The organism is Endozoicomonas sp. SESOKO2, from assembly GCF_024606245.1.
Classification (GTDB): Bacteria; Pseudomonadota; Gammaproteobacteria; order Pseudomonadales; family Endozoicomonadaceae; genus Endozoicomonas_A.
In genome coordinates, this window is sequence record NZ_JAHHPQ010000623.1 from 1 (window position 1) to 3,353 (window position 3,353).

General features: G+C 48.9%; 2 protein-coding genes. Both read left to right on the forward strand.

Annotated features, from left to right (window positions below; translation table 11 throughout):
* Positions 1–567 precede the first annotated feature (567 nt).
* The gene (locus KDK17_RS15365; RefSeq protein ID WP_257288450.1) at positions 568–2,205 is read left to right on the forward strand and encodes an ABC transporter substrate-binding protein; all 1,638 of its coding nucleotides are present in this window, start codon (positions 568–570) and stop codon (positions 2,203–2,205) included.
* Positions 2,206–2,382: 177 nt separating this feature from the next.
* On the forward strand, positions 2,383–3,309 hold the full coding sequence (gene oppB, locus KDK17_RS15370; RefSeq protein WP_257288451.1) for an oligopeptide ABC transporter permease OppB: 927 nt from the start codon (positions 2,383–2,385) through the stop codon (positions 3,307–3,309).
* Positions 3,310–3,353: the final 44 nt, after the last annotated feature.

The window sequence follows — 3,353 nt, forward strand, 5'->3', positions numbered from 1 at the left end:
ATAAAATACTTATCCCCTGATGCGCTGTAAAAAAAGTGTAACTTCGCCAGCATAAAAAAACTGCATTACCCTTATGAAAAAAATTTATAACCATAGATTAAGGAAAAGTAAGTTTATTCACCTGTATTTTTATAAATCTCAACAAGTCTACCTTTTTTGAATGATTCAATTTTTATGCACCTACGTTCAAAACCTTCTTGATCCTTTTTAAAACTTTTAGTTATATTCGGTTACCCGCCCGTTGTGATTCGGTTTTTCTGTATTAAAAATACAAAGTCCGAAGAGCCGATGAGCAGGGTCGGGGAAGATTTTCGGGATCAATGCAATGCCCGGCGGAATTGACGACAGTAGTCCATCAAATAAAAACAACCACCCATCGATGACTCTTCACTCAGGTTGAGATCATTGAACAAGGTGTTATAAAACGGCAATACACAGGATCGTGTGTTACTCGTCTTGCTCTGACACATCCGTCAGCAGCAACAGCACCCGCCCATTACCATAACTCCAATCAGAATTATGCGTTGACCGTTATCAGACCGGTCATCGAATGAAGGGGATAAGAATATGAAGAAGCCATTCAAGGCTCTGAAACTGGTCGGCATTCCGGCTTTGACTCTGGCCGCCAGCATCATGGCAGCCACCAGCGCCAGCGCCGCTGTCGTCCCGGCAGGCACACAACTGGCACAGGTCCAGGAACTGGTTCGCGGGAACGGCTCAGAACCTGCCTCTATCGACCCTCAGAAAGTGGAAGGTGTTCCAGGCTCTAACATCACCAAAGATCTGTTTGAAGGTCTGGTAACTCAGGATTCTGAAGGCAACACTATCCCGGGGCAAGCTGAAAGCTGGACTGTTTCCAAGGATAATAAAGTATTTACATTTAAAATTCGTGACACCGCGAAATGGTCCAATGGAGACCCGGTAACAGCGGGCGATTTTGTGTTTGCTTTCCAGCGTGCGGTTGATCCTGAAACAGCCTCCCGTTATGCCTGGTTCATGGAAATCCCAACCATCGTCAACGCTTCTGCTATCGTCAAAGGCCAAAAGCCAGCCGACAGTCTGGGCGTTAAAGCTATTGATGACAAAACCTTCCAGGTCACTCTGGAGCAACCTGTTCCTTACTTCATCAAAATGTTGGCTCACCAGACCACTTTTCCGGTTCCCCGGAAAGTCGTTGAAAAGTTAGGAGACAGCTGGACCCGTCCGGGCAACATGGTATCCAACGGGGCTTACAAGCTGGCTGACTGGCGTGTTAACGAAAAAATCGTTCTGGAGCGTAACAATAACTACTGGAACAATAATGAAACCGTTATCAACAAGGTGACTTACCTGCCTCTCCAGAACACTCCTGAGCTGAACCGCTACAAGGCCGGTGAAATGGACATGACTTACGTGATTCCTATTGAACATTTCAAGTCCCTGAAAAAGGCGAGCCCCAATGAAGTGAAGGTAACCCCATATCTGGGTACCTACTACTACAGCTTTAACACTCAACGTAAGCCTTTTGATGATGCTCGTGTTCGCAAGGCTCTGTCCTACGCCATCGATCGTGATGCAATCACCCAATACGTGAAAGGTCAGGGTGAGAAGTCTGCTTACACCTTCACCCCTGATACCATCAGCGGCTTTGTACCACCGACCACTGCCTACAGCAAAATGCCCCAGGCTGAGCGAAATGCACAAGCCAAGCGTCTGATGACTGAAGCTGGCTTCGGCCCGGACAAGCCTCTGGAGCTGGAAATCCTGTACAACACGGATGAAGCTCACAAGAAAATCGCTATCGCCATTGCCCAGATGTGGAAGCCACTCGGTGTGAAGGTCACTCTGGTGAACCAGGAGTGGAAAACCTTCCTCGATTCCCGTAATGACGGCAAGTTCGAAGTTGCCCGTGCCGGATGGATTGGCGACTACAATGAAGCCTCTACCATGCTGGATCTGAATACCTCCACCCACGGTCAGAATGACTCCCAGTTTGTAAACGAGATGTATGACGAGCTGATGGCCAAATCCAGAGTCGTGACCAGCGACGAAGAACGCTCCCACCTCTACACTGAAGCCGAGAAGATTCTGGCTGATGAGATGCCTGTCGCTCCTATCTACCAATACGTAACCAGCCGACTGGTTAAGCCCCACGTCGGCGGTTACCCCATGAGCAATGTTGAGGACAACGTTTACACCAGAGATTTGTATATCAAGAAGCATTAATCTCTCTGGCGTGGAAAACCCCTGGTTCCCACGCTCTTGAGGGATGTCGCAAAGCCCCCTGATTTCCGGGCGCAAACACGGGAATCAGGGGTTTCGTGAATGCCTCTCCTGCATGGAAACAAGTTTTACATACAGTCAGGGACACATAGTCGTCTAAGACTAACAATGAGTGTACCTATGTTTATATTTATTCTGAAACGCATCGGCGTTGCCATTCCGACACTGTTCATTCTCGTTCTTCTGTCGTTTTTTCTGATGCAGATGGCTCCGGGCAGCCCTTTTACGGGCGATTTCAACATGCCACCGGAAATCCTGGCCAACCTTGAAGCCAAGTACCACCTCGACAAGCCGCTCTGGCAACAATTTGCCTATTACCTGAAAGACCTTCTGCAGGGCGACCTGGGACCGTCTTTCAAGTACAAGGATTACACCGTTAACGAACTGGTAGCGCAGAGCTTCCCGGTTTCCCTGACCATTGGCTCACTGGCGTTTTTGTTCACCGTTATTGTGGGGGTTGGGCTGGGAACTCTGGCAGCCCTGAAACAAAACTCCTGGATCGACTACACCGTTATGACGTTCTCCATGGTGGGTGTCGTGCTGCCTTCTTTTGTGATTGCGCCGCTGATGGTACTGATCTTCTCCATCAGCCTGAAGTGGCTGCCAGCGGGTGGCTGGAACGATGGTAGCTGGCAGAATATGATTCTTCCCGTTGCTGCCATGGGTATTCTTTATGTAGCGGCAATAGCCCGTATCATGCGTTCCAGCATGATTGAAACCCTGAACAGCAACTTTATTCGTACTGCCAGGGCCAAGGGTCTGCCAAGGCATCACATTATTCTCAAACATGCCCTGAAACCGTCACTGCTGCCGGTTGTTTCTTTTCTGGGTCCGGCTTTCGTCGGCATTATTACCGGCTCAGTGGTCATCGAAACCGTTTTTGGCTTGCCCGGCATGGGTCAGCACTTTGTTAATGGGGCACTGAACAGAGACTACTCGCTGGTACTGGGACTGACTATCATCATCGGATCACTGACCATTCTGTTCACCGCTATCGTCGATATCCTCTACGGGCTGATCGATCCAAAAATCAGGGTGGGGGGTTAAACCATGGCGTCTATTTCCTTGAAAAGCGGCACTGTGAATAACAT